The 23767-nt window shown below is 61.5% G+C and carries 23 protein-coding genes; 7 read left to right on the top strand and 16 right to left on the bottom strand.

The annotated features are described in order from the left end of the window. Positions 1-207 precede the first annotated feature (207 nt). Positions 208-1095 (top strand): NAD(P)-dependent oxidoreductase, encoded by an 888-nt coding sequence (locus WKI89_RS16300; RefSeq protein WP_337871408.1) that lies wholly within the window; start codon positions 208-210, stop codon positions 1093-1095. A 110-nt stretch (positions 1096-1205) separates the two neighbouring features. On the opposite strand, the gene WKI89_RS16295 is transcribed toward WKI89_RS16300, so the two are convergent. Beyond that, positions 1206-2834 (bottom strand): D-aminoacylase, encoded by a 1629-nt coding sequence (locus tag WKI89_RS16295; protein ID WP_337871406.1) that lies wholly within the window; start codon positions 2832-2834, stop codon positions 1206-1208. A 158-nt stretch (positions 2835-2992) separates the two neighbouring features. On the opposite strand from WKI89_RS16295, the gene WKI89_RS16290 reads away from it, so the two are divergent. From WKI89_RS16290 to WKI89_RS16265, 6 genes are read left to right on the top strand one after another with little or no spacing between them, the layout of a single operon-like run. Beyond that, a complete protein-coding gene (locus WKI89_RS16290; RefSeq protein WP_337871404.1) occupies positions 2993-3496 on the top strand; it encodes a hypothetical protein in 504 nt (167 codons plus the stop codon). A gap of 41 nt (positions 3497-3537) precedes the next feature. Continuing rightward, on the top strand, positions 3538-4593 hold the full coding sequence (locus WKI89_RS16285; protein WP_337871402.1) for a MoxR family ATPase: 1056 nt from the start codon (positions 3538-3540) through the stop codon (positions 4591-4593). Positions 4594-4646: 53 nt separating this feature from the next. Then, complete coding sequence (locus WKI89_RS16280) at positions 4647-5681, top strand: DUF58 domain-containing protein (protein WP_337871401.1); 1035 nt, start codon at positions 4647-4649, stop codon at positions 5679-5681. Continuing rightward, a complete protein-coding gene (locus WKI89_RS16275; RefSeq protein ID WP_337871400.1) occupies positions 5678-6739 on the top strand; it encodes a VWA domain-containing protein in 1062 nt (353 codons plus the stop codon). Before WKI89_RS16280 ends, WKI89_RS16275 begins: the two co-directional genes overlap by 4 nt. An 11-nt stretch (positions 6740-6750) precedes the next feature. Beyond that, the gene (locus WKI89_RS16270; protein ID WP_337871399.1) at positions 6751-7647 is read left to right on the top strand and encodes a VWA domain-containing protein; all 897 of its coding nucleotides are present in this window, start codon (positions 6751-6753) and stop codon (positions 7645-7647) included. Beyond that, entirely contained in the window at positions 7648-8607 is a 960-nt protein-coding gene (locus tag WKI89_RS16265) for a VWA domain-containing protein (RefSeq protein WP_337871397.1), read from the top strand. Between the two features lie 3 nt (positions 8608-8610). Here the strand turns inward: WKI89_RS16265 and WKI89_RS16260 are convergent, their stop codons facing one another. The 15 genes from WKI89_RS16260 to hpaB all read right to left on the bottom strand — a co-directional run bounded on the left by WKI89_RS16260 (position 8611) and on the right by hpaB (position 23550). Continuing rightward, the gene (locus tag WKI89_RS16260; RefSeq protein ID WP_337871395.1) at positions 8611-9219 is read right to left on the bottom strand and encodes an LON peptidase substrate-binding domain-containing protein; all 609 of its coding nucleotides are present in this window, start codon (positions 9217-9219) and stop codon (positions 8611-8613) included. A gap of 49 nt (positions 9220-9268) precedes the next feature. After that, entirely contained in the window at positions 9269-9703 is a 435-nt protein-coding gene (locus WKI89_RS16255) for a thioesterase family protein (protein WP_337871394.1), read from the bottom strand. Positions 9704-9722: 19 nt separating this feature from the next. Then, complete coding sequence (locus tag WKI89_RS16250) at positions 9723-11063, bottom strand: phenylacetate--CoA ligase (protein WP_337871414.1); 1341 nt, start codon at positions 11061-11063, stop codon at positions 9723-9725. Between the two features lie 21 nt (positions 11064-11084). Next, positions 11085-11504 (bottom strand): GNAT family N-acetyltransferase, encoded by a 420-nt coding sequence (locus WKI89_RS16245; RefSeq protein ID WP_337871392.1) that lies wholly within the window; start codon positions 11502-11504, stop codon positions 11085-11087. 59 nt (positions 11505-11563) lie between these two features. Then, positions 11564-12313 (bottom strand): SDR family oxidoreductase, encoded by a 750-nt coding sequence (locus WKI89_RS16240; RefSeq protein ID WP_337871390.1) that lies wholly within the window; start codon positions 12311-12313, stop codon positions 11564-11566. Continuing rightward, entirely contained in the window at positions 12310-13518 is a 1209-nt protein-coding gene (pcaF, locus tag WKI89_RS16235) for a 3-oxoadipyl-CoA thiolase (protein WP_337871412.1), read from the bottom strand. The genes WKI89_RS16240 and pcaF overlap by 4 nt, the downstream gene beginning before the upstream one ends. A gap of 52 nt (positions 13519-13570) precedes the next feature. Beyond that, positions 13571-13945: a hydroxyphenylacetyl-CoA thioesterase PaaI gene (paaI, locus tag WKI89_RS16230; protein WP_337871389.1), complete on the bottom strand. Its 375-nt coding sequence runs from the start codon at positions 13943-13945 to the stop codon at positions 13571-13573. Positions 13946-13947: 2 nt separating this feature from the next. After that, positions 13948-14679, bottom strand: a complete 732-nt coding sequence (locus WKI89_RS16225; protein WP_337871387.1) for an ABC transporter ATP-binding protein — start codon at positions 14677-14679, stop codon at positions 13948-13950. Positions 14680-14776: 97 nt separating this feature from the next. Then, positions 14777-16549 carry a branched-chain amino acid ABC transporter ATP-binding protein/permease gene (locus tag WKI89_RS16220; RefSeq protein ID WP_337871385.1) on the bottom strand — a complete coding sequence of 591 codons (1773 nt, stop codon included), beginning with the start codon at positions 16547-16549 and terminating at the stop codon, positions 14777-14779. Then, positions 16549-17580, bottom strand: coding sequence for a branched-chain amino acid ABC transporter permease (locus WKI89_RS16215; protein WP_337871383.1), 1032 nt, complete (start codon positions 17578-17580; stop codon positions 16549-16551). The genes WKI89_RS16220 and WKI89_RS16215 overlap by 1 nt, the downstream gene beginning before the upstream one ends. Positions 17581-17638: 58 nt before the next feature. Further along, positions 17639-18832: an ABC transporter substrate-binding protein gene (locus WKI89_RS16210; RefSeq protein WP_337871381.1), complete on the bottom strand. Its 1194-nt coding sequence runs from the start codon at positions 18830-18832 to the stop codon at positions 17639-17641. Further along, positions 18829-20409, bottom strand: coding sequence for a 3-hydroxyacyl-CoA dehydrogenase NAD-binding domain-containing protein (locus WKI89_RS16205; RefSeq protein WP_337871379.1), 1581 nt, complete (start codon positions 20407-20409; stop codon positions 18829-18831). Before WKI89_RS16205 ends, WKI89_RS16210 begins: the two co-directional genes overlap by 4 nt. Positions 20410-20560: 151 nt before the next feature. Next, positions 20561-21532 (bottom strand): 3,4-dihydroxyphenylacetate 2,3-dioxygenase, encoded by a 972-nt coding sequence (hpaD, locus tag WKI89_RS16200; RefSeq protein WP_337871377.1) that lies wholly within the window; start codon positions 21530-21532, stop codon positions 20561-20563. A 16-nt stretch (positions 21533-21548) separates the two neighbouring features. Further along, entirely contained in the window at positions 21549-22001 is a 453-nt protein-coding gene (gene hpaC / locus WKI89_RS16195; RefSeq protein WP_337871410.1) for a 4-hydroxyphenylacetate 3-monooxygenase reductase subunit, read from the bottom strand. A 91-nt stretch (positions 22002-22092) separates the two neighbouring features. Beyond that, complete coding sequence (hpaB, locus tag WKI89_RS16190; RefSeq protein ID WP_337871375.1) at positions 22093-23550, bottom strand: 4-hydroxyphenylacetate 3-monooxygenase, oxygenase component; 1458 nt, start codon at positions 23548-23550, stop codon at positions 22093-22095. Positions 23551-23767 lie beyond the last annotated feature (217 nt).

Below are 23767 nucleotides of genomic sequence, written 5' to 3'. Positions count from 1 at the left end.
CACCCAGACGTAGGTAGCCACCAGGAGGGTTTCTGCGTCAAGATAGTACAGGGGGTGCTCTCTGTGGGTTTCCATAGCACCCCCTCTTTTTTACATCCCCTGGGGTAGGTCAAGTAGCACACGAAGGAATGTATACCCCTGGTCGGTATTGACTTTTGTTTTGATAGGAGCAGTGGAAGAGCAGAATCGCTCATTTATGATAAGGCGGTGCAAAAAGCTACTGAAAAAACAGCTTTTATTGGTCTGGGGGCAATGGGCTATCCGATGGCTGGACACCTGGCCAAAAAATACGAGACCCTGGTCTGGAATCGTACCTTTGCCAAAGCCGAAGCCCATGCCAAAGCGTTTGGCTCGAGGGCCGTGGAGCTGCCCGAGGTGGCGCAGGCCGATATGCTCTTTACCTGCCTGCCTACCTCCCTCGAGGTGGACGAAATCGCCCATAAGCTGCTGCCCTACCTGCGCCCCGGTACGCTCTGGGTGGATCACACCTCGGGCGAGCCCGAGCTGGCCAGGAAGACCGCCCGGATGCTTCAGGAGAAAGGGGTTTCCTACCTCGATGCCTGCTTGTCCGGTGGTGTGGCCGGTGCGGTGCAGGCCAGGGCCACCGTGATGGCCGGGGGCTCACCGGAGGACTTTGCCCGTGCCAGGCCGGTCATGGAGGCCTATGCGGCAAAGATCGTGCACGTAGGGCCGCTGGGGTCGGGGCACGCGGTCAAGGCCGTGAACAATGCCTTGCTGGCGGTCAACCTGTGGGCCCTGAGCGAAGGGATGGTGGCCCTGGTCAAGCAAGGGGTGGATGCCAGGCTGGCCCTCGAGGTCATCAACGCCTCTTCGGGGCGCTCCAACGTGAGCGAGAATCTGTTCGGCCAGCGGGTGGTTTCGCGCCAGTTCCCCAACACCTTTGCCCTGGGTTTGCTGGCGAAGGACATGGGCATCTGTGCCAAGGTGCTCGAGGCCGCTGGAACCCCGGCCCCCATGCTTCGGCAGGTGCGGGAGTTCTTCGAGGTCGCCAAGCGCGAGGTAGGCAACGCCGAAGTGGACCACACCGCGGTAGCCTTGCTGCTGGAGAAGTGGGCGGGTGTCGAGATCAAGTGATACCGGTTCCGCTTGAACCCTTCACCTTTGGGTGCAATCAAAGGTGAGGGGTTCAAGCCGACCGAAGGGAGTAGGAATGCTTATGAAGCTCTTTGTCGGCAGAACAGGGTTCAACGGTGCGCGGTCTGTGCGCGGTATCCGGGGCCGCGCACGATCTGACCGGGGGTTGCGCCGGTGTGATGACCGTCCTTTAAGACCTGCTGCCCGTTGACCCAGACATGCACCATGCCCGCGGAAAGTTGATGGGGCTCCTCGAAGGTGGCGTGGTCGGTGATGATGTGGGGGTCAAACAGGACCAGGTCGGCTTTGGCGCCTATATGGATGCGCCCCCGGTCGAATAACCCCAAGCGGTTGGCCGGGAGCGAGGTCATTTTGCGGATGGCCACTTCAAGGGCGAGCAAACCCTCTTCACGCACATACCGCCGCAACAACCTGGGGTAGCTTCCGTATGCACGCGGATGCACCGGCCCATAGGCGCTGGCCCAGGCCGGGTCGAAGCCTCCAGCGTCGGTAGAGACCATCGTCCAGGGTTGGGCATACTGTAGCCGCAGGTTGTCTTCGCTCATGGTGAAGTAAATGGTGCCGATGCGCTGCTGCTCGGAAACCAGCAGGTCGAGGATGCACTCGAGCCAGTCCTGCCCGCGCATCTGGGCAATCTCGCTCAGCCGTTTTCCAACGTACACCTGGTTTTCCGGCTTTTGAAAGCCGATGGGCATGACCTGTTCGGCCCTCGAGCGGGTGTCTACGGACGGGTTGGGTCCTAGCAGTTCCTCGCGAATTCGCTGGCGAATGGCCGGGTCGCGGAGCCGCTCGTACACCTGGCCGCCCTCGAATACCCAGTTGGGCAACATGGCGCTCAGGCCGGTTCCGCTGGCGGTGTAGGGGTATACGTCGGCGGTCACATCCTGCCCCGACAACCGGGCCCGGTGGATGCGCTCGAGGGCCAGAGCCATCTTGGGCCAGTTCTCCGGGCGGCTGGCTTTGAGGTGATAGATCTGTACCGGCAACTGCGCCCTTCGTCCAATCTCGAGGGCTTCGTCCAGAGCTTCGAGTAGACGGTCGCTCTCGGAGCGCAGATGGGTGATGTAAATCCCCCCATGTTCCGCGACCACCTTGCAAACCTCTACAATCTCGTCGGTGTCGGCGTAGTCGTCGGGTGGGTAGATGAGCGCATAGGAAACGCCAAAAGCCCCATCTTGCATGGCCCCACGCATCACTTGGCGCACGGTTTGCAGCTCTTCGCTGCTGGCCTTGCCAATCCGCATCCCGCAGGCGTACTCACGCAGGGTGCCGCCCCCCAGGAAAGCGCCGATGTTGGGCGAGACGCCGCTATGTAGCATGGCCTCGAGCCAGTCGCCAAACCGACCCCAGCCCTGCATTTTCTGATTCCACGTTTCAGGGACGTAAGGGGGTAAGGTACGGGGGGCGATTTTCCCCCCAAAGGGAGCCGGTGTCCAGGCTTCCCCCATGATTTCGGTGGTCACCCCCTGGGTAATCTTGGACAAACAGCGGCCATCCCGCATCAGGGGGGTGATGGAGTGGGAGAGGATATCAATGAACCCTGGCGCCAGTACCAGCCCGTCGGCCTCGAGGGTGTCAACTGCGCTAAGGGTTGATATTTGCCCGGCAGGGCTAACAGCGGCGATACGGTCTTGTTTTACAGCAACGTCACCATAGAACCAGGGATTGCCGCTGCCATCTACCACCCGCGCCTTCTGAATGAGGAGATCGTATTGCATGTTTACAGCCTAACGCCAATGGAAACGCGGGCCCAGCCGATGGTATGGGTGATGGAAGGGTAAAGCTGGTGGATGCATGTTTGTTGAAATGAGAATCGGTCTCGGGGAAAAGTAAAGCATTCTCAGATTAAACCCAGTATTGCATCATAAAGTAAAGCATGGAACGGGCTAAAAATGGTGGGTGGCTTAGACCGTTGGGTTTTGGTTTGGCCGCGATGGGGCTGTTGGGCATGGGCTTTGTGCTGGGTCGGCTGTCGGTGCTACCGGACAGCGGAGGTGTTTTGCGGGCTCAGGGGGCGGTCAGGCTTCAGCCGGTACAGTTTGACCAACAGCAGCAGCTCCTGCCTGCGCCCGACCCGCGCGAACTTATCCCGCTACAGCCAGGCCCAGGCCAGGGGCCTGGCCAGCCGCAGCCTGGACAGGGGCAGGGGGAGGAGTGCCCCCTTCTGATTTATCAGGATGGCCAGTTGTTCCGCTTCGACCTGCCCGGACAACCCCTACCGGGGCCCGGAGGCCCGATGCCGGGGCCTGGGATGCCGGGAGGCTCGCCGGAGCTAATCCCGCTCGACCCCAACGCGCCCTCATTGCCCGGCCCTCCCTCACAACCCACCCCTGCGCCTGCACCCACCCCTCCCGACAGCAACCCCGATCAGAGCATCTAAATCCTTAAGCCCCCTCGCAGCTCGCCATAAGAGAGGTTGTTATGAACGAAACGCAAAAACCCGCCCTCGAGCCCCAAGCCGTGATGGATGCTGCCGCCAAGCTGCGTACGCTTTTGCTAGAAGTCAAGAAGGTCATCGTAGGGCAAGATTTGATGTTGGAGCGCATGGTGGTGGCGCTGCTGGCGCGGGGCCATATCCTGATCGAGGGGGTGCCGGGGCTGGCCAAAACCCTGGCCATCAAAACCATGGCCGAGGCCATTGGGGCCAGCTTCAAGCGCATCCAGTTCACCCCCGATCTGGTACCCGCCGACCTGGTGGGTACCCGCATCTACAATCCCAAAGAAGCCAGCTTTGAGGTTGAACTGGGGCCGATATTTGCCAACCTGATACTGGCCGACGAGATTAACCGGGCCCCGGCCAAGATCCAATCGGCCCTGCTTGAGGCCATGCAGGAACGTCAGGTCACCATCGGCCACGAGACCTTCAAGCTGCCCGACCCCTTCTTGGTGCTGGCCACCCAGAACCCCATCGAGTCGGAGGGCACCTACTTCCTGCCCGAAGCCCAGGTAGACCGCTTTATGTTCAAGGTCTGGATTGACTACCCTGCCTTCTACGAGGAGATGACGGTGGTAGACCGGGTCTCGACCAAGTTCGAGCGGGTGGCCGAGGTGCTCACGGGCGACGAGCTGCGCTACCTGCAAGCCATGGCCGATCAGGTGCACGTCCATCAGGCCGTCACCGAGTATGCCGTGCGGCTGGCCCGCGCAACGCGCGACCCCGGCGAGGTGGGCCTCTCGAACCTGAAGAAATACATCAGCTTTGGGGGTAGTCCCCGCGCCAGCGTCAACCTGATTCTGGGGGCCAAAGCCCTGGCCATCGTGCGGGGCCGCGAGTACGCCCTGCCCGAAGATGTACGCGACCTGGCCCCCGAGGTGCTGCGCCACCGCATTATACTTTCCTACGAGGCCCTGGCCGATGAGGTGAAGCTGGAGGAGGTGGTGCAGAAGATTGTTGCTGCGACTCCCTTGCCGAAGGTGCATATCGGCGATCCATATCGCGATACCAGACCGACGGTTCCGGAGAATCCATCGGCCTAGCCCTTGGCTGGTGGATGACACGAGACCTGTAATGTGCGACCCACTGGAGGCCTATGCTGTTTCGGAAATCCAGCAAAAATAAAATTGAAGTAACCTTGGAGGCCGAGCCCCGCCAGGCGATGCCCAAGCAACGCGAACTGCCCGCGGAGTTGTTGCGCAAGCTCGAGTTCCGGGTTTTGAAGCGACTGGACGGCTTTTTGTTTGGTGACTATACCGGGTTTTTCTATGGCCCCAGCCTCGACTTGGCTGAGGTGCGCGAATATCAGCCCGGCGATGAGGTGCGGCGCATTGACTGGAATGTGACCGCCCGCACCGGCAAAATCCATATCCGACAGTACCGCGAAGAGAAGGAGGTCACGGTCTGGCTGGTGGTGGATTTGTCGGCTTCGATGCGGTTTGGAACCCGGCGGATGCTCAAGCAAGAAGAAGCCTTAGAATTTGTGGGTACGACAGCGGCCATAGTAGCCCGCCACGGGGATAAGGTGGGCGTCATTGGCTTTTCCGAAGCTGGGATGCGGGTGGTGCCCCCTGGCACGGGCCGGCAGCAAGCGCTGCGGATTTTGCATGAGCTCTATGGACTGATGACGTTGCAAAACGTGACAACTACCAACCCCATGGCGCATACAAAACCCCATCTGCACGGAAATCAGCCCAGTGCTGCTGCCCATGGTTCACTAGAGCAAGCCCTCGAGCATATTGCCAAAACCCTCAAGCGCCGGGCCCTGCTGTTTGTGGTTTCCGACTTCCTCAATCCCAACCTCGAGCAGGAGCCCCCGTGGGCGCAAGGGCTCAGACGGCTGGCCTACCGCCATGATGTGGTAGCGGTACGCATCTTCGACCCCGCCGAGAAAGAGCTCCCCAAAGCCGGTGAGCTGCGGATGCGCGACCCTGAGAGCGGGGAGGAGATCTGGATTGATACCGGCGACCCCAGGGTGCGCCGGGCCCATGCTGCACTGGTACAGGCCCGCGAAGCAATGCTGGCACGTACCCTGCGGGCGGCCCAGGTGGATGTGCTTTCCCTCTCTACTGCCCAGGAAATCGTGGAACCTTTGCTGAAATTCACCTTGCGCAGAAGGGGGCGGCGATGAGTTTCACCTGGCCTGCTTTTTTGTGGCTGTTGTTGCTAATTCCTTTGTTTATTGGCTTGCTGGTATGGACGAACCGGCGACGGGAGCGCACGGCCGAGGCTTTTGCCGATGCCCACTTGCTGAGGGCGGTGGTGCGCCAACCCCCCAAGGCCCATGTGCGTTGGCCGCTCGCGCTGCAGTTGCTGGCCTTGTTCTTGCTGTTATTTGCGGCGGCCCGTCCAGTAGCCAGCCCTCCGTTGCCTACCAACAAGGCTGCTATCGTTTTGGCAGTGGATACCTCGCGCTCCATGCTGGCCTCCGATCTCAATCCCAGCCGTCTGGAAGCCGCCAAGGCCACCGCGCGTAAGTTTCTCGAGCTAGCACCCTCCACCACCCAGATTGGGCTGGTCAGCTTCTCCGACTCGGCCTCGGCTCTGGTGATGCCGACCACCGACCGGCAGAAGCTTCTAGAAGCCATAGACCGGCTCAAGCCGGCCCAGAACACCTCCATCGAGAACGCTATCGTAACCGGGGTGCGGATGCTGCCGGGGCGCAAAAACCTCAAACCCCCCGCCGAGCTTCAGCCGCCCGGCCTGCAACAGCCCGACCCCTTGCAAGGGGTGCCCGATCTACCCGCACCAGAGGCCCAGCCCCCCAAAGACCTGCCACCCGGCAGTGTGGTGATTCTGTCGGACGGGGCTTCCAATGTAAGCACCAATCCCGGCCTGCCTACCCGCAGCAGCCTGGAGATTGCGGCCCGTTTTGCCAAAAATGCCAACGTCAAGCTCTTCACCTTTCCGATGGGCCAGCCGGGGGGCACAGTAGCCCAGATTGAAGGCCGGAACTACTACATCCCCTTTGAGCCCCGGAACCTCGAGCAACTGGCCCAGGCCACCGGCGGAAGGAATACCTATCCGCCTACGGAGGAGGCGCTGCAAGCGATTGTCAGGGAGCTGGGTGTGATCATCCGCTGGGAAGGTACCAAGACTGAAATTTCCTCGTTGCTTTCAGCTCTGGCGGCCCTGCTGATGATTACGGGTGCTGGCTTAAGCTTGCGCTGGCAGCGCCGGGTGCCATAGGAGTTCGACCCATGGGCTTTCTCGCTCCTTGGAACTTACTAACCCTCCTGGGTCTGGTAGCTCTTGTGGTCGTGTACTGGCGTTTACAAAATGGGCGTGCCAGCAGCCATGTCTGGTATCCGGGGGCTGGGCAGATGGGCAGCGTGGCACAAAAAACCATCTGGCTGTATCTGCCCGCTATTGGCTTTTCTCTAGCCCTGGCAACTGCCCTAATCGCCACGGCCCGCCCGACGCTGCGCTTGATGATGCCCGACAACTTGGCTGGGGTGATTTTGGCTATCGAAAACGGCTGGTCTATGCGCCAGACGGATATTGCCCCCAACCGTATGGTAGCCACCCAGCTTGCAGCCAAAGCACTGGTCGAGAAACTGCCGAACAGTATCAAGGTGGGTGTAGCAACTTTTTCGGGCTACGGAACCTTGCTACTGCCGCCTACCACCGACCGCGATTCGTTTCGCCAAGCCATTGACAACCTCGACCTAGGTGGAGGTTACTCGTTCACCTATGGCCTTCAGGCCGCCTTGGAAGCCCTCCCCGAAACCCCGCCCGAGGGTATGAGCCCTGGGGTGATTGTGCTGTTCTCCCACGGGCACGATGTTTCGGGTAACGACCCCTTAAAAATTGCCGATGAAGCACTCAAGCGGGGCATCAAAGTGCATGCCATTGGGGTGGGCACTCACGGCCACAACTTTGATGAAGAAATGCTCAAAAAAGTGGCAGACCGAACCGGAGGCCACTACTACCCCATTTTTTCTGCCAGCGACCTGAGCAATGCCCATGCCGATCTGGGCCGGGTGTTGGCCTGGCGACCCCAGACTATAGAGATAAGCGGTATCTTAAGCTTGCTGGCGGGGCTGTTGCTAGGCCTTAGCATAGGCTGGTCGGCTTTGAGGCGACAGGTGATCTGAATGATGTTTCTATGGCCCTGGGCACTGGGTTTACTGCTGCTGGTTCCCCTGCTGATCTGGCTATACGGGCGTAGCCTGCGACCGCCTGCCGAGTCAGTGGTTCTGCACCCTGATGTGGCGATGCTGGCGCGGGCCTCGAGGCGAAGCAGCAACTGGCGGCAGCATCTTTCGGCAGGGTTGTATTTGTTGGCTCTGGTAGTGGCGGTTTTTGCGCTGGCCCGGCCCACCCTCCCGGTGTTGCAGGCCGACCCCCGGGCAGCGGTGGTGCTGACGGTGGATATCAGCCGTTCGATGCAGGCCACCGATGTGCAACCCAACCGTTTCGAAGCAGCTCGAGCGGCCCTGCGTACCTTCATCCGCGAGCTACCGGAAGGTACACGGGTGGCCCTGGTAACTTTTTCCCGCGATTCTCAACTGGTGGTACCCCTCACCACCGATCGGGGGCGCTTGTTGGAAGCGGTAGACTTCCTGGATCTCAACCTGGGCACCGCCATAGGCGACGCTATCCTGGAAAGCATTGCGGCCCTGCCCCCCCTTTCCGAGCGGGCCGATGCACCTGACCCCAAAAGCCTAGCCACCATTATTCTGCTAACCGATGGCCGTAGCCTGGCTGGGGTGGATCCGGTCGAAGCTGCTTACGAGGCAGCCCGGTTGCAGATTCGCGTCCATGCGATAGGAATTGGCCGCACCACAGAAGGCCCGGTTCCCGGACTGCCCGAACAGTATGCGCTGGCGGCACAGTTCGATGAAGAGACCCTCAAAGAGATTGCCAGAGTGGGGGACGGGCAATACTACTTTGTGGACTCGGCAGCTAAGCTCAAGGACGCCTACCGCAACCTGACCCGGCAGATGATGTGGCGTATCCGCCAGGATGAAGCCAGCGCGGTGGCCTCCTTGCTGGCTGGAGTGTTGCTCATGCTGAGCCTTGGATTGGCCCAGTTCCGGCGCAGGGTAGTGTAGGCTCTATGCTTCGGCAGTACTGCCCGAGATGGAGCCCTGGCGCATAAGGGTTTGGGCCAGCTCGAGCCTCCCCACCAGCGAGGGGGCCTCGAGCAAGGCCTGCCGGTCTAGGGCGGGAACCCGTAGGTTTACACAGAGGAACGAGGCCTGGTAGAGGGGGTCGTCGGGCAGGTTGGCAATGGCCTCTTCCAGGGCCCCTGGGTCGGCTACCCCGGCCACATAGCCCCGAAAAGCCTCCATCGCGTCCCACGCTGCCACAATCTCCTCACTGCGTGCGGTGCGCTCCAAAGGGAAAGGAAGGTCGAGGGTGGTCTGGTAGAGGTTGTTCTCGAACACGCCCACTCCCTCTACTTGGCATCGCTCACCTCCTCGACACACGATGTTGAAAGTCCCGTCGGGGTTTTCCGAGGCGGCCAGCAAATCCACATAGCCTCCTACCTCGCGAATGCCAGCCTGGGTTGCCAGGGTAATCACAAATCGGCGCTGCTCCTCTCCTTGGGCCAGCAAATCCCGCACCATCTGCTTGTAGCGCTCCTCGAAAATATAAAGCGGAATCAACAACCCGGGGAATACCACGGTTTCGGGCAAAGGGAACAAAGGCAATCGGTTCACGGTATCAGATTAAGGGGTCTAGGGGTGAGTTTGCACCATCGAGCAAGAATTACTTGCGGTGTTGCAACCAGCGCTCCTCCAGTTTCTCGAAAATCCGCAATAGTTTGGCTCTGGGCAAGATTACCTGCTCGGTATGGCCCTCACCGATCAGGTCGCCCAACTCGTTCCAGGCAGTGCACCTCGCATAGATGCGGTTACCCTCGGTGTGGGTGTGTTCGGCTACGATGCGTACCTTCATGCCGGGCAGCGCCGAGGCTTGGTGGTTCACACTGACCTTGGAGCCGATCCCCTCGTCCTCCTCTTCTAAAAAGGGCAGGATGATCTTGCGCCCGGCCAATTCCATATGCTTGGCCATCCAGTATGTGGCGTAGACCGGATGTAGTTTGCCCAGCCCAGGATCGTCGGGGTGCTCGAAATCCACGGTCATCTCGTCGGTGACAACTGTCTCGAAGGTGGCTTGGTAGCCTAGGGGGATTCGCTTCATAGGTTTGGGTCGGTGAATCCTATAGTTTGCGTAAATCCGCCACCCGCTTGAGCTTGCCGCCCTCGCTGCGGGGGGCAGTGCCAGGGTTGATGAGTGAGACCCGCACCGAGACACCTACGTTATCCTTGATTTTCTTGGCAACTTTTTCGCGCAGGTGTGCCAACCGATGATCGGCCTCCACGATGGCGTCGGAAAGCAGCTGCTGACCTACCTCGCGGAAGAAGGGTTCGGATACCTCGAGCTTCAATTCCACCTCGTCCATGGTGCCTTGGCGGGTCAGCACGATCTGGTAATGGGGTGCAACCTCAGAAATTTCCTTAAGAACGGCCTCGATCTGGGTGGGATAGACGTTCACCCCCCGCACAATCAGCATGTCATCGGTGCGGCCCCGAATTTGGGCCATGCGGGCATGGGTACGCCCCGAGGCACCGGGTTCGCGGGTGAGGTAGGTGAGGTCGCCCGTCCAGTAGCGCAGAATGGGCATGGCCTTTTTGGTCAGGGTGGTAAAAACCAGTACGCCAATTTCACCCTCAGGCAAGGGGTCGCCGGTCTCGGGGTCGACTACCTCGGGGTAGAAGTGGTCTTCCCAGATGTAGCTGAGCCCTTCGCGCTCGTTCACGTCCTCGTTGGAAACCCCGGGCCCCATAATCTCCGAGAGGCCATAGATGTTGGTGGCCCTGACCCCCAGCCCCTCGTCCACGCTTTTACGGATGGCCTCGGTCCAGGGTTCAGCGCCCAGGATGGCGTACTGCAAGCTAATCTCCTCGGGGGTGATGCCGCGCTTTTTGAACTCCTCGGCCAGGGTCTGGGCATAGGAGGGGGTGCAGGAGATCATCTCGGGCTTGAAGTCCTGGATCAGCATGATTTGACGGTCGGTCATGCCGCCGGAGATGGGAACGACGATCATGCCCAGCTTTTCGGCGCCCCCGTGTAGGCCCAGCCCGCCGGTAAAAAGCCCGTAGCCATAGGCGTTGTGCAGCATCATGCCGGGCTTGCCCCCGGCAGCCGCCAACGAACGGGCCACCACTTCGGCAAAAACATCCAGATCGCCCTTGGTATAACCCACTACGGTGGGTTTGCCAGTGGTACCCGAGGAAGCGTGGATGCGGGCCAGTTGTTCTCTGGGAACGGCGAACAGGCCAAAGGGATAGGTATCGCGCAGGTCTTTCTTTTTGGTGAAAGGAAGCCTGAATAGATCTTCAACGCCCCTGATATCGCTGGGTCTCAGCCCTTTTTCGTCGAGGGCTTGTTTGTAAAAAGGAACCCGCTCATAGACATATGCGACCTGTTCGCGCAAGCGCTGGTTTTGCAGTTCGATTAGCTTGGGGCGTGGAAGGGTCTCGAGTTCGGGTTGGAACATGGGCATAGTCACCTCTAACGCTTAGAGCTTGAGCTTCATACCTTCGTGGCTGGAAATGAAGCCCAGACGTTGATAAAAGCGATGTGCGGCGGGGCGGGATTTATCGGTGGTAAGCTGCACCAGGGCACAGCCCCGCTGTCGGGCTTGTTCAATGGCCCACTGCATTACCACTTGGCCCAGACCCTGATTGCGCAGTCCATGTTCGATGCGCACCGCTTCGATCTGTGCCCGCCAGGCCCCCTTACGCGACATGCCGGGTATAAAGCTGAGCTGAAAAGTACCCACAATGTGGCCCTTTTGCTCTACCACTGCCAGGAACTGGTTGGGATCGGCCTCAATGGCCTCGAAAGCCTGATAGTAGCTCTCGGGGAGGGGGTCAGTCAGGGTTTCACGAGCCTGCCCCAGGGGGTCGTCGGCCAGAAGCCGAACAATCTCGGTCACGTCAGTCCTGATAGCCCGGCGAATAATTCTGTGGCCGCCTGGCAAGGGGAAGATTTCGCTCATAGGGCGGTCATCCCCCCATCCACTGCCAGCACCTGCCCGGTCACATAGTCCGAAGCCGGGCTGCACAGATACAGCGCAGCAGCAGCCAGTTCCCCGGATTTGCCGATGCGCCCCAGTGGAGTCCGGTCGCGTACCAACTGCTCCACGCGTGGTAGCAGTTTCTCGGTCATACGGGTGGGGAAAAACCCCGGTGCTAGGGCATTCACCCGGATTCCGAAGGGTCCCCATTTTACGGCTAGGTCGCGGGTGAGGGCGATCAAGCCTCCTTTGGAAGCCGAGTACGCGGCCGCGTTCATGATTTCACTGGGGCTTCCGGCTAGTCCAGCCACCGAGGCAATGTTGAGAATCTTGCCATAGCCCTGTGTCTTCATACCCCGTGCGGCAATGCGGCTGGCCAGAAACGTCCCGGTAATGTTGATGTCCAACACCTCACGGATCTTCTCTGACGGCACTTCCAGGGCATCCTGGCCCCAGGTGATCCCGGCGGCATTAACCAGGATGTCTACCGGGCCCACCCGGGTAAAAGCGGCCTCGAGGCTCGCTTCGTCCTGCACATTGCCCACAATAGGCACGGCGTCGGGGATCAACTTCAGGGCTTCCTCGAAGAAACTTTCACGCCGGGCCAGCAGGGCCACCCGGGCCCCGGCCTCGCGCAGGCCGCAGGCAATCTCCAGTCCCAGGCCCCTCGACCCTCCGGTCACCAGGGCGGTTTTGCCCTGGAGGTTGAACTGCTCGAGCACCTTCATACCCGCTCCACCACCATGGCGATGCCCTGCCCCACCCCAATGCACATGGTAGCCAGGCCAAACTGCACCGGGCGGCGCTGCATCTCGTGCACCAGGTTGGTCAGGATGCGGGCCCCCGAGCAGCCCAGGGGGTGGCCGATGGCGATGGCCCCGCCGTTGACGTTTAGGCGCTCGTCCTCGGGCTCGAGGCCCCACTCCTGCAACACGGCCAGGCTCTGGGCGGCAAAGGCCTCGTTCAACTCAATCAGGCCGATGTCTTGCAGGGTGAGGCCAGCCCGCTGCAGGGCTTTCTGGGTGGCGGGCACCGGCCCGATGCCCATAATGCGCGGCTCCACCCCCGCCACCGCGATGGCCCGCACCCGGGCCATGGGCTTAAGCCCGTGGGCTTCGACGTAGGCCCTGCTGGCAAGTAAAACCGCCGCCGCGCCGTCGTTGAGCGAAGAAGAGTTGCCGGCGGTTACGCTGCCCCCAGCCCGGAAGACTGGTCTGAGCTGAGCCAGGGCCTCGAGGCTGGTATCGGCCCGGGGGCCCTCATCGGTTTGCACCAGGATGGTATTTCCTTTGCGGTCTTTGACCTCCACTGGCACCATCTGGCTGGCGTAGGCCCCGCTCTGCTGGGCCCGGATGGCCTTTTGGTGCGAGTGCAGGGCAAACAGATCCTGGGCCTCGCGGCTAATTTTGTACTGCTCGGCCAGGTTTTCAGCGGTCTCGCCCATGGCCTCGGTGCCGTAGAGCTCCTTCATCCGGGGGTTCACCAGCCGCCAGCCCAGGGTGGTGTCGTAGAGGGTGACGTTGCCAGTGGCGAAGCCCTTTTCGCTTTTGGGCATCACCCAGGGTGCGCGGCTCATGCTCTCCACCCCGCCCCCCAGGTACACCTGGCCCTCCCCGGACCAGATGGCCCGTGCAGCGCTGGCTACGGCGTCCAGCCCGCTTCCGCACAGGCGGTTGACGGTGGAGCCGCCCACGCTGAGGGGCAGCCCGGCCAGCAGCAAGGACATGCGGGCCACGTTGCGGTTGTCCTCGCCGGCCTGGTTGGCACAGCCCATATACACGTCCTCCACATCGCTACCGGGGATGCCGGTGCGCTCCAGCAGGGCCTTGAGCGGGATGGCTCCCAGATCGTCGGGGCGCACCGAGGAAAGGGCACCCCCATGCTTACCGACCGGTGTGCGAACAGCGTCCAGAATGTAGGCTTCCATGGTCATCATGAGTTTTATCCTATTGGGGTCGTATCCACAAGCGCCTTTTGCGAACAGACTAACCTTCGGCAAAGCGGAAAACTGTGCCGGTAAAGAGCGCCACCACGCGCCCATTGCTGCGCACCTCAATGCGATAGGTGGCGGTGCGCCGGCCCAGGTGCTCCTCGAGGGCGTGGGCCTCGAGGTGCTCACCGGCCTGCACGGCCTTGAAGTACTGCATCTGGGTGGTGAGGGCCACCGCGGCGGGGCCGTGCGAGTTGGAGGCCAGGGCAAAGGCCGCGTCGGCCAGGCTGTACAGGAAGCCGCCGTGGCAGGCCCCGTGGATGTTGAGGTGCTCGGGCTTTACCTGCACGGCCACCACGGCCCGGCCGGGCTCCACCAGCCGGGTTTCCAGGCCCAAAAGCTGCATATAGGGGTCGGTGAGGGTGCGCATGGTCAGGCTTCGGTCTTGGTACGGAAGCCCAGGTAGGACTCGATCACCCGCGGATCGTGCAGCAAGTCCTGGCCGCGGCCCTCCATCACAAGCTCGCCAGCCTCGAGCACGTACCCCCGGTCAGCCAGCTTGAGGGCCATGCGGGCGTTCTGCTCCACCACCAGAATGGGGGTGCCCTGGGCTTTGAGCTCGCCCAGGATATGAAAAATCTCCTGCACAATCAAAGGGGCCAGTCCCAGGCTGGGCTCGTCGAGCAGCAGCAGTTTGGGGCGGGCCATCAGGGCCCGCCCAATGGCCAGCATCTGCTGCTCACCCCCGGACATGGTGCCGGCCAGTTGTCTGCGGCGCTCGCGCAGGCGAGGGAAGAGGGTATAGACGCGCTCGAGGTCTTCCCGGATGCCCTTTTCGCGGCGCTGGAAGCGGGTAAAGGCCCCCAGCATCAAATTGTCTTCCACCTCCATCGAAGCAAACAACTCGCGCTTTTCGGGAACCATCACCAAGCCCTGGGTTGCCAAACCCTCCGGGGTACGTCGTCCTACGGGCTGCCCGTGGTAGCGCACCGTGCCGCTGGTATTCACCAAGCCAACAATCCCCTTGAGGGTGCTGCTCTTGCCAGCTCCATTGGGGCCAATGAGCGTGATAGCTTCTCCGGCTCCCACCGAAAGCGACAGATTGCGCACAGCCTCGACGGCCCCATAGCGCACGGTCAGGTTGGAGACTTCCAGGACGCTCATATAAGCTCCTTTGAAGGACTGAAAGCCAAGTGCTGAGGTCTACACCTTGGGTCTCTTGTACCTGCTTTCGGCGTTAGGCCTTTGGCTTTATGCGCCCTCATGCCGCCTCCCCCAGATACGCTTCAATCACCTTGGGATTGCGTTGTACCTCGGCAGGGGTGCCCTCGGCCAGCTTTTCCCCATAATGCATCACCACCACCCGGTCTACCAACCCCATGACTAGATCCATGTCGTGGTCTACCAGTAGCACCGTCACCCCTTCGTTTACCAGTTTACGAATCAGGGCAGCGAACTGGCGTTTTTCTCCGGCCCGCAGTCCAGCGGCAGGCTCGTCCAGCAACAACACCTCAGGTCCAGAGGCCAGGGCCCGGGCAATCTCCAACAAACGCAACTGTCCAATAGCTAGACCATCGGCTTTCTGGTGGGCAATCTGGGCCAGCCCAACCCGCTCCAAGGCCCGGTAGGCCTCCGCCAGAGCAGCGTCTTCCTCACTTTTAGATAGCCCCAACATGGCGGCAGCAATGCCCCTTTGGGTGCGAGCGTAGGTCCCCAGGGCTGCGTTTTCCAGCACCGTCATCTCGGGAAACAGGTGTGGATGCTGAAAGGTACGGGCAATCCCCAGTTTGTGTACTTCATATGGCATCCGGCCTGCGATGGGCTGCCCCTTGAACCTCACGCTGCCATCGCTGGGGGCATAGACCGAGGTAATCATGTTGAAGCAAGTAGACTTGCCCGCCCCGTTGGGCCCAATCAGGGCCAGAATCTCACCCCGGCGAAGCTGGAAGCTCATCTTGTTGACAGCCAGCAGCCCGCCGAAGCTTTTGCTCAGGCTTTCGACCTCGAGCACCACCTCGCCGGGCTTTCCCGAAGCCAGCCGGCCCGGCAGGCCACTGCCAGCGGGGTTTTGCGGGCGGGCTTTGGGCAGGTAGCGCTCGAGGAAAGGCCACAGCCCCTTGGGAGCGAACATCAGAATGAGTACCAGAATCAGGCCGTAGGCGATGATCTCGTAGTTGCCGGTGCGGCCAAAGATGCGCGGCAGCAGGCCCTTGAGCACCTCCTCGAGGCCCGTCACCAGCCCAGAACCCAGAATGACCCCTGGTATGCTTCCCACCCCACCTGCTACGGCGGCAATGAGGTATTTGATGGATGCATCCAGGCTAAAAGGGGTGGGACTGATGAACTTCTGGTAATGCACATACAACCAGCCCGCGACCCCGGCGTAGATGGCTGAGAGTACGAATACCTGGAGCTTCAAGACTGCTGGATTGACCCCGAAGCTGGCAGCGGCAATCGCATCGCCTTTGGAAGCCCGCATGGCTCGACCGACCCGGCTATTGGTCAGATTCCAGGCGGCCCAGGCCCCCAGCAGCACGAAAAACCAGGCCAGGTAAAAGTAGCTTCGGCTGTCGCTCAAATTCCAGCCGAACACTGAAACTGAGGGAATGCCGCGCAAGCCGGTATGCCCCCCGGTGAGCTCGATCCAGCTTCCCATTGTGATGTACAGGGCCATGCACCAGGCGATGGTGGAAAGCGGCAGGTAGTGGCCTTTGAGCCGGGCGGTGATACCCCCCAGCACCACCGCACCCATCACCGCGACCAGCACCCCCAGTGGCAAGGTTAGCCAGGGGCTCAGGCCCTGGCCGATGGTCAGGAGAGCACTGGTGTAGGCGGCCAGCCCCATGAAGGCGGCCTGGCCGAAACTGGTCATGCCCGAGAGGCCGGTGAGTAGGTACAGCCCCAGGGCCACCAGGGCGCCAAAGGCGATGTAGTTGCCCACCGTCAGGTAAAACGACGATGGTGGCAAGACCAAAGGCAACAGCAGCAGCAGTGCGACCGCTGCTAGGGTGATGGGGGCTAGCCTTTGCTGCATCAATCCTCCTCCCCCAGCTCGTGGCTTCGCAGGCTGCGCCACAAGAGGATGGGCAGCAGCAGGGCAAACACGATGGCGTCTTTATAGGCGCTGGCCTGGAAGGAGGCCCAGGACTCCATGGCCCCCACCAGCAAGGCCCCCACCACCGCCAGCGGATAGCTAACCAGGCCGCCCAGAATTCCGGCCACAAAGCCCTTTAGCCCCAGCAAGAAGCCCTGGAAGTAGGCCGGGGAGATCAGGGGGGCCAGCAGCATCCCGCTCACGCAGGCGATGAGGGTGGCAATGCCAAACGAAACATAGCCGGCCTGGCTGGGGCTGATGCCCAGGAGCCGGGCCCCGTAGCGGTTGACCGCACAGGCCCGCAGGGCCTTACCGTAGATACTCCTGGTGAAAAACAAAAACAAGCTCAGCATGGCAAAAAGTGCAAAACCATAAACCAAAAAAGCCTGGTTGTTGACCGGCACCAGCCCAATGGGGGTTTGTCCGGCCAGGATAGGGGGCAGACGGAACTGCTCGGGGCCAAAAAATACCAGCCCCAGCCCCATAAAAGCAAAGTGCAGGCCCACCGCAATAATCAGATAGGTCAGCACGCTGGCGTTCTTGGCCGGCTCAAAAAATAGCCGATAGGAGGCCGGGCCAATGGGCAGCACCACCAGGATTGCCAGCAACCAGCCCAACCACAGCGGTACCCCCTGGGCCCCCCACCAGGCCAGGCCCAACACCCCCAGCGCACTCAAAGCCAACAAACCGGCACGTCTGAGATTTGTACGGTCTAAAATGGCCCACCAGAGCAGCATGGCTGCCGCCAGCCAGGCTGTTCCAGGGATCTGGCCCTGCAGATTAAGCCCGCTCACCTCGGCAGGCAAAAACCACACATAGGTGAGTGGGGCATAGACCAAAAACTCGCCCAACGGCACCAGGATGACCCTTGTTACCGCAAAAACCAGCACCAGCGAGAGCGCCAGCAACGCGTAGATGGTGCCGTTTTGCAGTGCGTCGGCGGTGAGGAAAGATAGGATGGTCCAATCCATAAGAAAGAGCAGGGGAGGGGGGTGGGGAGGTATCGAAATCCCCCCACCCCCAGGCCCATTACCTGAAGGTTCGCAGAAGCTTCCAGTCCAGCTTGCCGGCCGGCGTCTTAACGACCTCGACCATCACCGCGGCCTCGTTGAAGCGCAGGCCCAGGTGATCGGTGGGGGACATGTTGAAGATGCCGTGGGTGCCCACCACATTACGGGTGGCCTCGAGCTCGTCGCGCAGCACCCGGCGGAAGGCGGCCAGGTTGGTGGGCTGCTCGCGGCGCAGAGCGCGCTCGAGGGCCGGGCGCAAAATAGCCCAGGCGTCGTAGGCGTGGCCGCCAAAGGTGGAGTAGCTGCCGATGCCGAAGCGGGCCTCGTACTGCTGTACGTAGTTGGTAGCCACCTGCCGGTTGGGGAAGTCGGGGGGGAGCTGATCGAAGACCAGCACCGGGCCGGCGGGCAGGCGGGTGCCTATCAGCACATCGCCGCCCACCCGCAGGAAGTCGGGGTTGGCCACGCCGTGGGTTTGGTAGATAAGGCCCTTATAGCCGCGCTCGCGCAGGGTGCGCTGGGGCAGCACTGGTGCAGTGCCCGAGCCGCCGATCAGAACCGCATCGGGGTTGCGGGCCAGGATGCGCAGCACCTGACCCGCTACCGAGGTATCGGTGCGCGAGAAGCGTTCGGAGGCCACCACCTGGATGCCGGCCTCGCGGGCTGCGGCCTCAAAGGCCCGGGCCCAGCCCTCGCCGTAGGCATCGTTAAAGCCGATGTAGGCCGCCGTCTTGACCCCGGAAGCGGCCATATCCCGCACGATGGGCTGGCTCATCTGCTGTTCGGTCTGGGGGGTTTTGAACACCCAGCGGCGCTTTTCGTCCACCGGGAAGACGATCTCGAGGTTGGCCGCCAGGGAGATTTTGGGCACGCCGGCCTCGGCCACTGGGTCAATCATGCCCAGGCTGGCCGGGGTGATGGTGGGGCCGATGATAGCCAGTACCTGGTCTTCTTGAATCAGGCGCCGGGTGGCCCGCACCGCCTGGGTGGTGTCCGAGGCATCGTCCAGAATGATGAACTGCACCGGGCGGCCCGCCACCCCGCCCCGGCGGTTGACCTGCTCTTCTAGGAGCACCAGGGTGTTGCGCTCGGGGATGCCTAGGCTGGCGGCGGGGCCGGTGGCCGAGACCACCACCCCGATCTTGAGGGGGGCCGGTTGGGCCAGGCCCAGACCCAGTCCAAGGGCCAGAAGTCCTATCAACGCTCGCTTCATCTTGCCTCCTTTACACTGCTCTTTTGCCAATCTCCCTCAGCGCCCGCGGCCAAGGGTAGACCTCCGAATGATTCCAAACCCGCTGCCACCATCCGGCGTAGCAGGGGGTGCGGGCGGTAGCGATCCTCGCCCAGCTCGGCGTGAAGTCCTTCCAAGGCCCGCAGCACCGGCTTGAGCCAGAGCCGTTCGGCCCATTCCAGGGGCCCCAGCGGGTAGCCCGTGCCCAGCCGCATGGCGCGGTTCAGATCGGCGGGGCTGGCGATGCCTTCGGCCAAGGCTGAGACGGCCTCGTTGATGAGCAAGGCCAGGATGCGAAACCCTACCCCGCCCGGCTGGTCGGGCAGTACCAGGGTGTGGTGGCCGTGGGCGCTAAAGTAGGTCTGGGCCAGCTCGAGGGCCTCACTGGCCCCGCTCAGGGGTGCAAAAAGCTCGACGATGGCTTTTTCCCCAATGGGCGGCACCAGGCTAAAGCCGGTTACTGGGCGTCCTTTGAACTCGGCCTGCACGCTGCTGGCTGAGTGTCCCCAGACCAGCGAGACCACCGGCAGATTCTCGAAGAAGTCGTGCTTGCGCTCGAGCTTGACCCGGCAGTCCAGCACAAACCGCGCCTCAGTAGCATTTTCGGTGTGGCGGAAGCGGGCCCGGAGTTCCTGAGCCAGCGGGTTGGGCCCAATAATCAGGGGAAGGGGAATTCCTTGGGTCTGCACCGGGGGCGGGGCGGGCGGTTTGGGTGGGCCGGGAGGGTAGGTGTACCAACCCTGGCCAGTTTTGCGGCCCAGCATCCCCGCGGCCACCCGCTGGTACTGCAAAGGATGGGGCCGGTAGCGGGGCTCGCCATAAAAGGCCTGATAGACTGAGGTTGAGGCGGCGTAGTTGACATCCAGCCCGATTAAGTCCATCAGCTCGAAGGGCCCCATGGGGAAGCCCATCCCGCGCAGAATCCAGTCTATATGCTCTTTGGCGATGCCCTCGCCGTGCAGCCTCAGGGCCTCGCCGTAAAAGGGCCGGGCCACCCGGTTCACCAGAAAGCCGGGGGCATCCACCACCTGCACGGGCTCCTTGCCCCAGCTTCGCATCAGCTCCAGCGCACGCTCCAGCAGCGCCGGGGCGGTCTGCAGCCCCCCCACCACCTCCACCAGCTTCATGCGCTGGGCGGGGTTGAAGAAGTGTAGCCCCAGCACCCGTTCGGGGTGCTTGACCTTGGTGGCGATGGCCGAGATGGAAAAGGTCGAGGTGTTGCTGGCCAGGGTGTTGTTCGGGTTGAGTTCGCCTAGTTTGCCCAGTAGCGCTTGTTTGAGCTCGAGCTGCTCCGGCGCCGCTTCGATAACCCAGGCGGCCTGCGCACAGTCCTCCAGCGACTGGGTGGGCTGGAGGCGGGCCAGAACCTCGTCCGGTGTGCCCGCCAGGCGGCCCTGCTCGGCCAGCTTTTGCAGGTCAGCGCGAATTTCGGCCTGGGCGCGCTCGAGGGCGGCCTCGAGGGGGTCGTAGAGCCAGACCGCATGGCCGGCCAGCGCCGCTACCTCGGCGACGCCCCGGCCCATCGTGCCTGCCCCCAGTATTGCTACCGTTTCCTTCACCCAGCCTCCCGTTACCAAACAAACACTTGTTTGTTTACCTTTGCTTGGGCGTCAGTCTAAATGCAGGTTTTCTCGCTGTCAAGAACGCTGAATCGGGCCTACGCTCAACCGTTTGGGCTATTTCAGGTCAGCCGGTTGGGCGAGGGCACCTTTAGATGACATGCTGCGGCAGCCCTTGTAACACCGACTCCTGCGGCTGTACCCAGCCCCCCTCGAAGGCCTCCAGAAGCGAGCCCTCCAAAAACCAGCTTTTGGGGGTCCTAGCGCCCCATAGGGTCTGGCGGCGGGGGTCGTTCAAGCTCCAACGGATGGGCTCGAAGTCGGGGTCTATGGTGCTGTAGTCGGAGGTGTAGAGCTCGATGCGGTGGCCATCGGGGTCACGTAAATACAAAAAAAAGGCATTCGAGATGCCGTGCCTGCCGGGGCCGCGTTCAATGGCATCGGTGTGCATGGCTCCGGCCAGGATGTCGCAGGCCCGGATGATGCTCATGGCATCGGGCATCCAGTAGGCAAAGTGGTGTAGCCGAGGGCCGGTGCCGTTGGTCAGGGCCAGGTCGTGGACGTTGCCCTTGCGGTGAATCCAAGCGGCCCAGATTCGGCCGTCGTCGCCTTCGGTGTACTCCGACAGACGGAAGGCCAGATGCTCCATGTACCAGCGGGTCATGGCCTCCACCTGCGGCGCCATCACGTTGATGTGGTCAATGCGCTGGATGCCAGGGCCCTTGTGCAGGTCGTAGCGTTGCAGGAGCCAGGGGTATTTCTGGCTTTCAGCATAGAAGGCCACTGGAACCCCAAAGGGGTCTTGCAGGCGCAACATTTTGGGCCGGTCCTGCTCGGTCTCCCAGCGGTGGGGGAGGCCCAGGGCCTGGGCCAGCTCGGCCAAAAGCTGCAAATCTAGATCGCCTGCTACCCGGTAGCCCAGGTGCTTGATGCCGGGTTCGGGGGCTAGCTCGAGCTTGAGGGTCCATTCGCGGTCTTCGGTGCCGCGCAGGTACAGCGCACTCTGGCTTTCGTGGAGCACATTCAGGCCCAGCAAATCCACGTAGAAATGGCGCGAACGCTCGAGATCGGTTACATAAAAGACCCCATGTCCGATGCGGATTACATTGGGAATCTGGGTCATAAAGGTTCACCTCACTTCAAGGCAGCTGCCGATAGCCTCGGTTCCAGTACACGAGCGGCCTGACTTCTTTGCCCAGGGTCACTTTTTCAACCTCACCCACCACGATTTTGTGGGTTCCACCGGGGTAGATGGCCCAGGTTTTGCAGTGCAGGGTAGCCATGGCCCCCTCGAGTACCGGGCTTTCTTCTTGAGAAAGCGGGTTGTAACCTTCGATTGGACGGCCTGCAAAATGGGCCGAGGTGTGCTCATGGCCCTCGGGCAACAAGTTCACCGTAAAGCGACCGGCCTTTTCCAGGACAGGCCACAGATGAGCGGTTTCGTTGACGCAAACCAGGATGAGGGGGGGTTCCAGGCTCACGCTGGTGAAGCTGCTGGCAGTCATGCCTCGAGCCTCGTTGCTGTAGCGTGCAGCAATGACCGTCACCCCGCTGGGCCAGTGGCTCATAACCTGCCGGAGTTGGTCTTGGATGGTGGGTTTGGTGGTTTCCATAATGTTCCCGCCGATAGCTGATAGCGAACAACGGCTTAGGCCATAGGCCATCAGCCCTTGGCGGTCAGCGTCAGTCGCTTGCGACCACCTCCGGTTTGGCTTGTTCTTTCCATCCTAGAAAATCCTTGATGCGCTGTTTGTAGGGCTCTTTATTGTAGGCAGCAAATAAAGTCTGGTACATACGCACGGGATCGCCAAAAAAGAAACGCTCATAAAGGGTCTGGCGTGCGCCAAACCCACTGGTGGTCATGTCCCAGGCCAAGCGGAAAAGCTGTACGCGTTCCTTGGCCGCCAGGGTGGCGGATTGCAAGAACTTTTCCACATACTTCCCAATCGGCGAGTCGAAGTCGGCCTCGGAGGGTAGGGTAATCATTCCGGAAGCGCCGATCTGGTGGACAATCTCGTTGATGCGCGGGTAGAGCCGGGGATAGAGGTTGCGAGCTCCATCTATGGCCCCGCGATCTGGGCACATCAGACCGTACTTGTTAAGCTGGGCATCTACCTCGGCCCTAGCCCAAAAACCCTTCATGGCCTCGAGGTAAACAATAATCTCGGCGATCTTCTCCTGCACATGTGGGAAAGAATCGGCCCCAATGGTTTCGCCCATCAGGGAAACCAGCCCCAAAAAGGCCTCGGTCTTGGCGTTTTTGAGCACCACCACCTGATGAGCCATGTGCATCAAAGCGCCGGTTTCGGCGTAGGCGGTGTTGCAGCGCTGCAGGTCTTTGTAGATGAAGACCCGCTCCCACGGCACAAACACATCGTCGAAGACCGTGAGGCAGTCCATCTCTTCCAACCGGCTGCTCAAAGGGTGGTCGAAGCTCGAGTCCCCCACGGCCATGCTTTCGCGGCTGATGAAGTGCAGCCCCGGGGTGTTGGTGGGGATGGCAAAGGCCACCGCGTACTTGTCGGCCCCCGGCCCTTCCTTGAGCAGGGTGGAAGGGAAGACCAGCAGCTCATCGGCGGTGGGCAAGGTGGAAAGCATCCGGGCCCCCCGCACCACGATGCCCTTCTCGTTTTCGCTCACCACCCCCAGGGGGATGTAGGGGTCGGGCTGCTCGAGGTTGCTCTTGGCCCGGTTGACCTGGGGGTTGGTAAGGCAGTGGGTGGTGGCGAGGTCGTTTTCGCGCACGTACTGCACGTAGCGGCGCACGTTGTCGGCATAGGCCCCAAAAAACTCGGCGCTTTGCTCAAAGGCCATCAGCACCGCATTCAGGTAGTCCGGGCAGCGCCCCATCATGCCCAGGTTGGCATCGGCCCAGCGCTTGTAGGCCGCGCTGCGCCGGGCCAGGTCTTCCCTGGTTCGGGCCGGTAGCAGGCTCATGGCGTAGCGCCTACCGCCCTCTTCATAGGTCAAAATCTCGCGGTGGCGCGGGTCGTGCTGCATGTCGTACAGCTCGGCCAGGGCATGGGTGATGCCCTTGAAGACCGGGTGGGTGGTGGGGTCTTCAACCTTCTGGCCCTTGTACCAGAGGTTGGGCGGGTTCTCTCTGAGGGCTTGTAGATACTCCTTGCCGCTGCGTGCCATAGTTCCTCCTAGATCACCCCCCACCCCGCCCTCCCCCGCTCCGGGGGGAGGTTGAGGAGAAAGGGTGTGTTGAATTGCGCAAATCTGATGCCTTCGTGTGCTACTTGACCTACCCCAGGGGATGTAAAAAAGAGGGGGTGCTATGGAAACCCACAGAGAGCACCCCCTGTACTATCTTGACGCAGAAACCCTCCTGGTGGCTACCTACGTCTGGGTG

Origin of the sequence: Meiothermus sp., assembly GCF_037443965.1 — a bacterium.
Classification (GTDB): Bacteria; Deinococcota; Deinococci; order Deinococcales; family Thermaceae; genus Meiothermus.
This window is presented reverse-complemented; position numbering and strand designations above follow the sequence as displayed.

Bases quoted from the DNA above. Each gene is read 5' to 3' on its own strand.
- WKI89_RS16215 (WP_337871383.1), bottom strand. From the start codon at position 17,580: ATGGATTGGACCATCCTATCTTTCCTCACCGCCGACGCACTGCAAAAC.
- hpaB (WP_337871375.1), bottom strand. From the start codon at position 23,550: ATGGCACGCAGCGGCAAGGAGTATCTACAAGCCCTCAGAGAGAACCCG.
- WKI89_RS16220 (WP_337871385.1), bottom strand. From the start codon at position 16,549: ATGCAGCAAAGGCTAGCCCCCATCACCCTAGCAGCGGTCGCACTGCTG.
- WKI89_RS16210 (WP_337871381.1), bottom strand. From the start codon at position 18,832: ATGAAGCGAGCGTTGATAGGACTTCTGGCCCTTGGACTGGGTCTGGGC.
- WKI89_RS16280 (WP_337871401.1), top strand. From the start codon at position 4,647: ATGCTGTTTCGGAAATCCAGCAAAAATAAAATTGAAGTAACCTTGGAG.
- WKI89_RS16270 (WP_337871399.1), top strand. From the start codon at position 6,751: ATGGGCTTTCTCGCTCCTTGGAACTTACTAACCCTCCTGGGTCTGGTA.
- WKI89_RS16295 (WP_337871406.1), bottom strand. From the start codon at position 2,834: ATGCAATACGATCTCCTCATTCAGAAGGCGCGGGTGGTAGATGGCAGC.
- WKI89_RS16225 (WP_337871387.1), bottom strand. From the start codon at position 14,679: ATGAGCGTCCTGGAAGTCTCCAACCTGACCGTGCGCTATGGGGCCGTC.
- WKI89_RS16240 (WP_337871390.1), bottom strand. From the start codon at position 12,313: ATGAAGGTGCTCGAGCAGTTCAACCTCCAGGGCAAAACCGCCCTGGTG.
- paaI (WP_337871389.1), bottom strand. From the start codon at position 13,945: ATGCGCACCCTCACCGACCCCTATATGCAGCTTTTGGGCCTGGAAACC.
- pcaF (WP_337871412.1), bottom strand. From the start codon at position 13,518: ATGACCATGGAAGCCTACATTCTGGACGCTGTTCGCACACCGGTCGGT.
- hpaD (WP_337871377.1), bottom strand. From the start codon at position 21,532: ATGACCCAGATTCCCAATGTAATCCGCATCGGACATGGGGTCTTTTAT.
- WKI89_RS16275 (WP_337871400.1), top strand. From the start codon at position 5,678: ATGAGTTTCACCTGGCCTGCTTTTTTGTGGCTGTTGTTGCTAATTCCT.
- WKI89_RS16285 (WP_337871402.1), top strand. From the start codon at position 3,538: ATGAACGAAACGCAAAAACCCGCCCTCGAGCCCCAAGCCGTGATGGAT.
- WKI89_RS16290 (WP_337871404.1), top strand. From the start codon at position 2,993: ATGGAACGGGCTAAAAATGGTGGGTGGCTTAGACCGTTGGGTTTTGGT.
- WKI89_RS16250 (WP_337871414.1), bottom strand. From the start codon at position 11,063: ATGTTCCAACCCGAACTCGAGACCCTTCCACGCCCCAAGCTAATCGAA.
- WKI89_RS16255 (WP_337871394.1), bottom strand. From the start codon at position 9,703: ATGAAGCGAATCCCCCTAGGCTACCAAGCCACCTTCGAGACAGTTGTC.
- WKI89_RS16265 (WP_337871397.1), top strand. From the start codon at position 7,648: ATGATGTTTCTATGGCCCTGGGCACTGGGTTTACTGCTGCTGGTTCCC.